Genomic DNA, 6,156 nt, shown 5'->3' on the forward strand with positions numbered 1-6,156 from the left:
CGGTAGCTGGCCAGGGTGGCGGGGAGGCCGCGGCGGATGATTCCGGCCCAGTCGGTGTCGCCGCGTAGCACCGCCGCGGCGGTCTTGCGGGCCTGCTCGACGGTGAAGTGCGGCGGCAGCATCAGCTCCGCCGGGTCGACCAGGGCGTTGATCACCACCGGACGGTCGGCGGCGAGCGCCCGGTCCCAGACGTCGCGCACCTGATCCGGTGAGTCGATCAACTCGCCGTGCAGCCCGAGCACCTCCGCCCACTGGTGGTAGGCGATGTCCGGCAACTGCTGGCTGTCCGGGAACATCGGCGTCCCCTCGGTGGAGCGCTGTTCCCAGCTGACGAACGCCAGATCCCGGTTGTTGAGCACCAGCACCACGAAGCGCGGGTCGGCCCAGCTACGCCAGTACTTCGCCACGGTGATCAGCTCGTTGACGCCGTTCATCTGCATGGCGCCGTCGCCGATCAGCGCGACCAGCGGCCGGTCCGGGTGGGCGAACTTGGCGCTCAGCGCGTACGGCATGGCGCCGCCCATGGACAGCAGCGTGCCGGAGAGGCTGGCCAGCATGCTGGGGCGTACCTGGATGTGTCGGGCGTACCAGGCGGTGGTGGTGCCGCAGTCGACAGTGAGCAGCACGTCGTCGGGCAGCCGTTCGTTCAGGGTGTGGAAGAGCAACTGCGGGTTGACCGGGTCGGCCGCCTGCTCGGCCAGGTCGTGTTGCACCCGGCGCCACGCCGAGGTGGCCTCGGTGACCTCCGTCCGCCAGGCGGTCGGCCCGGGGCCGGGGCCCAGCTCGTTCAGCAACGCCCGCAGCGTGGGGCGGGCGTCGCCGGTCAGGTTCACCTCGGTCGGGTACCGCAGCCCGAGCTGGGTGCCGTCCAGGTCGATCTGCACTGCGCGGGCCTGCCCGGGCGGCGGGTAGAACTCCGAGTACGGCATGTTGCTGCCCACGATCAGCAGCCGGTCGCAGCCGTTCATCAGCTGCCAGCTCGGTCGGGTGCCGAGCAGCCCGATAGCGCCGGTCACCCACGGTTCGCGGTGGTCGACGGCGGTGAAGCCGAGCAGCGCGGTGGCCACGCCGGCCCCGAGCCGATCCGCGATCTCACGGACCTCGTCGCGCGCGCCGAGGGCACCCTGGCCGACCAGCATGGCCACCCGTTGCCCGCCGCGCAGCACCTCGGCCGCCCGGCGTACGTCCGCCTCCGGCGGCACTGTCGGCGTGCTGCTCGGCGCGTTGCTGGTCTGGTAGTAGCCGTGCGCGTGCGGCGGGTTCGGTACGGCCGGCTCGTCCTGGAGGTCCAGGGGCAGGATCAGGGCGGTGACGGTGCGTCGGGCCAGCGCCGTCCGGCACGCCCGGTCGACCAGGTGGCGTACCTGTGCCGGGTGGTCGAGCTGGGCCAGGAACGCCGCTGCCACGTCCTTGTAGAGGGCGAGCAGGTCGACCTCCTGGTAGTAGCCGCCGCCCTCGGCGGTGGTCGCTGTGTGACCGACCAGGGCGACCACAGGTTGGTGGTCGAGCTTGGCGTCGTACAGGCCGTTGAGCAGGTGGATGGCGCCCGGCCCGCTGGTGACCAGAGCGCAGCCCAGGGGCCCGCCGCCGTACTTGACGTGCGCGGAGGCGGCGAAGCCGGCGGTCTCCTCGTGGCGGACCTGGATGAACTGGGCGCGGCCGTTGGTGCGTTGCAGCGCGGAGGTGAGGCCGTTGATGCCGTCGCCGGGATAGCCGAAGTAGCGGTGTACGCCCCAGCTGAACAGTCGCGACACGATGTGGTCGGCGACGGTCGGACGCCGGGGCAGAGTGCCCGCTTCGTCCGGCGTGGTGTCGTCTGCGCTCACCTGGCTGGTCCTTCCCGTCGCGTCCGATGCCCGCCGGTCATTCCCCTTCTTCTTCGGACAAAACACCCGCTCGGACGGGCGTCGAAGCGCGCTGCTCCGCGTCCGGCAGAATCGTCGGGTGCCCGTCCACGAGATCACCGACCCCGACGACGACCGGATCGCCGACTACCGGGCGCTCACCGACGTCGAGCTGCGCACCCGCTGGGAACCACCGCACGGCCTTTTCATCGCCGAGGGGGAGCTGGTGCTGCGCCGGGCGTTGCGCGCGGGCTACCCGGCGCGGTCGTACCTGGTCGACGCCAAGCGGGTCGACCAGCTCGCCGACCTGGACACCGGCGACGCGCCGGTGTACGCCGCGACCCAGGACGTGCTGCAACGGGCCACCGGCTTCCACGTACACCGGGGGGTGCTGGCGTCGTTCCACCGCCGGCCGCTGCCGACGGCGGCCGAGGTGCTCGCCGCCGCGCGCCGGGTCGTGCTTCTGGAGGACGTGAACAACCACACCAACCTCGGGGCGGTCTTCCGGGGTGCCGCAGCGCTCGGCATCGACGCGGTGCTGCTGTCGCCGTCCTGCGCCGACCCGCTGTACCGGCGCAGTGTCCGGGTCAGCATGGGTGAGGTCTTCGCTATGCCGTACGCGAAGCTCGACCGCTGGCCCGAGGGCCTGGACCAGGTACGGGAGGCCGGCTTCACTGTGCTCGCCATGACGCCCGCGCCGGACGCCGTACCGATCCAGCGGTTGACCCCGGCGCAGCGTGAGCGGGCGGCGCTGCTGCTCGGCGCCGAGGGGCCCGGCCTCACCGCGGCGGCCCAGGCCGCCAGCGACGTGCGGGTGGTCCTTCCGATGCGGCGCGGCGTGGATTCGTTGAACGTGGCCGCCGCGGCGGCGGTGGCGTTCTGGGAGCTGGGACGTGAGGATCCGCCGTTCGGCGGCGAGTAGACCGCTTCGGCTTGCATGGCCATGCGTTCTATTGCATAATTTTCCCCGTGTCCAAGGTTCTCACCTCCCTGCCCACCGGCGAACGTGTCGGCATCGCCTTCTCCGGCGGCCTCGACACCTCGGTCGCGGTCGCGTGGATGCGCGACAAGGGCGCCATTCCCTGCGCCTACACCGCCGACATCGGCCAGTACGACGAGCCCGACATCGCCTCGGTGCCCGGCCGCGCGCTCAGCTACGGCGCCGAGGTCGCCCGTCTGGTCGACTGCCGCGCCGCCCTGGTCGAGGAGGGCCTGGCCGCGTTGACCTGCGGCGCCTTCCACATCCGCACCGGCGGGCGGGCGTACTTCAACACCACTCCGCTGGGCCGCGCCGTGACCGGCACCCTGCTGGTGCGGGCGATGGTCGCCGACGACGTCCAGATCTGGGGCGACGGCTCGACCTTCAAGGGCAACGACATCGAGCGGTTCTACCGGTACGGCCTGCTGGCCAACCCGATGCTGCGCATCTACAAGCCGTGGCTCGACACCGCCTTCGTCACCGAACTGGGCGGGCGCAAGGAGATGTCCGAGTGGCTGCTCGAACGCGGCCTGCCCTACCGGGACAGCACCGAGAAGGCGTACTCGACCGACGCCAACATCTGGGGCGCCACGCACGAGGCGAAGACCCTGGAGCACCTCGACACCGGCATCGAGACGGTCAACCCGATCATGGGCGTCCGGTTCTGGGACCCGTCGGTGGAGATCCCGACCGAGGACGTCACCGTCGGCTTCGACCAGGGTCGCCCGGTCACCATCAACGGCAAGGAGTTCGGCAGCGCCGTCGACCTGGTGCTGGAGGCCAACGCCATCGGCGGCCGGCACGGCCTGGGCATGTCGGACCAGATCGAGAACCGGATCATCGAGGCCAAGAGCCGGGGCATCTACGAGGCGCCCGGGATGGCGCTGCTGCACTACGCGTACGAGCGGCTGGTCAACGCCATCCACAACGAGGACACCCTGGCGAACTACCACAACGAGGGTCGCCGCCTCGGTCGGCTGATGTACGAGGGCCGCTGGCTGGACCCGCAGGCGCTGATGCTGCGCGAGTCGTTGCAGCGGTGGGTCGGCACGGCGGTCACCGGCGAGGTGACGTTGCGGCTGCGCCGGGGCGAGGACTACTCGATCCTGGACACCACCGGCCCGTCGTTCAGCTACCACCCGGACAAGCTGTCGATGGAGCGCACCGAGGACTCGGCGTTCGGCCCGTCGGACCGGATCGGCCAGCTCACCATGCGCAACCTGGACATCGCCGACTCACGGTCGAAGCTGGAGCAGTACGCCTCCCTCGGCCTGGTCGGCGGCGGGAACCCGCAGCGGATGATCGGAGCCGCGCAGGCCGCCTCCACCGGGTTGATCGGCGCGATGCCCGAGGGCGGCGCGGAAGCCATCGCGTCCCGTGGCGTCGCCTCGGCGGAGGACGAGGCGCTCGACCGCGCAGCGATGGAGTTCGGCGTCGACTGACCCCTCGTGCCGGTGGCAAGTCGAGTTCCGGCGTCACGGACGGTAGCGTGTCGGCCGTGTTCCCTACCGTCCGTGAGGTCCTCGGCCTGGACCCGGTCCGCCACGGCGCGCCACGCGTGGTCGCCGGCGACGAAGGGCTGGACCGACCCGTCCGCTGGGTGCACGTCGCCGAGGTGCCGGACATCGCCACCCTGCTCGGCGGTGGCGAACTGGTGCTCACCACCGGCATCGGTCTGCCCGGGGACGACGCCGGGTTACGCGCGTTCATCGGTGATCTCGCCGACGTCGGAGTCTCCGGACTCGTCGTCGAGTTGGGCCGCCGGTACGTCAGCGGTGTGCCCCGGGTGATGGCCGCCGCCGCCGAACGGCGTGGGCTTCCCCTGGTGGAGCTGCGCCGGGCCACCCCGTTCGTCCGGATCACCGAGGCGGTGCACGCGCTGATCGTCGACGCGCAGCTCACCGAGCTGCGCGCCACCGAGGAGATCCACCAGCGGTTCAACGACCTGTCCGTGGAGGGCGCCGACGCCGCCGAGGTGATCCGCCAGGCCGCCGAGCTGTCCGGTTGCCCGGTGGTGCTGGAGAACCTGTCCCGGCAGGTGCTCGGGTACGACCCGGCGGGGGAGAGCGCCGAGCTGCTGCTGGACGGCTGGGAGCAGCACTCCCGGCGGATCCGCCCGGCCGGGCGGACCGCGTACGACCCGGACAGCGGCTGGCTGGTGACCACCGTCGGCGCCCGGGGGCAGGACTGGGGTCGGCTGCTGCTGCGCTGGCCGGCCAGCGGCGACGTGCCCAGCGCCCAGGCCGTCGAACCGACCGCTGGCCCGCCCACCCGGCTCACCATCCTGATCGAGCGGGCCGCGTCCACCCTCGCGTTGGGCCGGCTGATCCGCCGTGACGCCGAGGGCCTGGAACGGCAGATCCACCGCACCCTGCTCACCGCGCTGCTCGACCACTCCCGCCCGGTGGACGAGGTGGGGCTGCGGGCCAAGGCGCTCGGCGTGGTGCTCGACCGGCGACACCTGGTCGGCGTGATGGTCCGGCACCGCGCCGACGACCCCGCCGGTGAGGTCGGCCCCGAGGCCGGCCAGGCCCGGCTACGCGATCTCTCCGAGGCGGTCGGCCAGGCCCTGCGGGAGGCGAAGCTGACCGCGCTGACCAGCGCCGTCGACGACCACTCGGTGGGCGCGCTGCTGGCCCTGCCGGACCCGGCCGCCGAGGACCGCGCGCTGTCCGCGTTCGCCAGCGCCCTTCGTCGGGTACGCCTCGACGCCGGCACCGGCCGGCCGGCACCCGGTGTCGAACCGGCGCGCGCCGCCGCCGGCGTCGACGGGTCCCGCCCCGCATCCGAGGCTTCCCGTGCGGCGGTCGGCGCCGATCCGGCCCGTACTGGCCTCGGCGTAGATCCGTCCCGCGCGGCGTTCGGTGTCGAGGCCGCTCGGTCGGGGGTCGGTGTCGACCCGTTCCGGGGCGCTGGCCCCGGTGGCGTGATCGTGGCCGCCGGCTCCGGGGTGGGCACCCTGCGGGAGGCCCGACGGTCGCTGGTCGAGGCGCGGCAGATCGCCGAGGCGGCCCGGCGTGACCGGCGTGACCTGCCGATCTTCCGGCTGCCGCACGTCGGCCTGGCCGGGCTGCTGCACCTGCTGCGCGACGAGCCCCGCCTCCAGACGTTCGTCGAGCGCGAACTCGGCGCGCTCCTGGAGTACGACGCCCGGCACCCCCGGGAACGGCTGCTCGACACCCTGCGCGCCTACCTGGAGCAGGGGCGCAACAAGTCCGCCGGTGCCGCCGCCGCCCACCTGTCCCGGCCGGCCTTCTACGAACGCCTGGCCCGCATCGCCCGCATCCTCGACGTGGATCTGGACTCGGTAGAGGCCAGCCTCTCCCTACACGT

General features: G+C 72.5%; 4 protein-coding genes. 3 read left to right on the plus strand and 1 reads right to left on the minus strand.

Features of this window, described 5'->3' with window-relative positions; translation table 11 throughout:
• On the minus strand, positions 1-1,826 hold a 1,826-nt coding region (locus KBX08_RS31960; RefSeq protein WP_210787491.1), incomplete at its 3' end, for a thiamine pyrophosphate-requiring protein.
• Positions 1,827-1,917: 91 nt separating this feature from the next.
• Between KBX08_RS31960 and KBX08_RS31965 the strand changes: the two genes are divergently transcribed.
• The 3 genes from KBX08_RS31965 to KBX08_RS31975 all read left to right on the plus strand — a co-directional run.
• Positions 1,918-2,766, plus strand: coding sequence for an RNA methyltransferase (locus tag KBX08_RS31965; RefSeq protein ID WP_225855454.1), 849 nt, complete (start codon positions 1,918-1,920; stop codon positions 2,764-2,766).
• 47 nt (positions 2,767-2,813) lie between these two features.
• Positions 2,814-4,265: an argininosuccinate synthase gene (gene argG, locus KBX08_RS31970; RefSeq protein ID WP_210787492.1), complete on the plus strand. Its 1,452-nt coding sequence runs from the start codon at positions 2,814-2,816 to the stop codon at positions 4,263-4,265.
• A 47-nt stretch (positions 4,266-4,312) separates the two neighbouring features.
• The coding region (locus tag KBX08_RS31975) for a PucR family transcriptional regulator ligand-binding domain-containing protein (protein ID WP_210787493.1) at positions 4,313-6,156 on the plus strand (1,844 nt) is incomplete at its 3' end.

The organism is Micromonospora sp. H61, from assembly GCF_018070325.1.
Lineage (GTDB): Bacteria > Actinomycetota > Actinomycetes > Mycobacteriales > Micromonosporaceae > Micromonospora > Micromonospora salmantinae.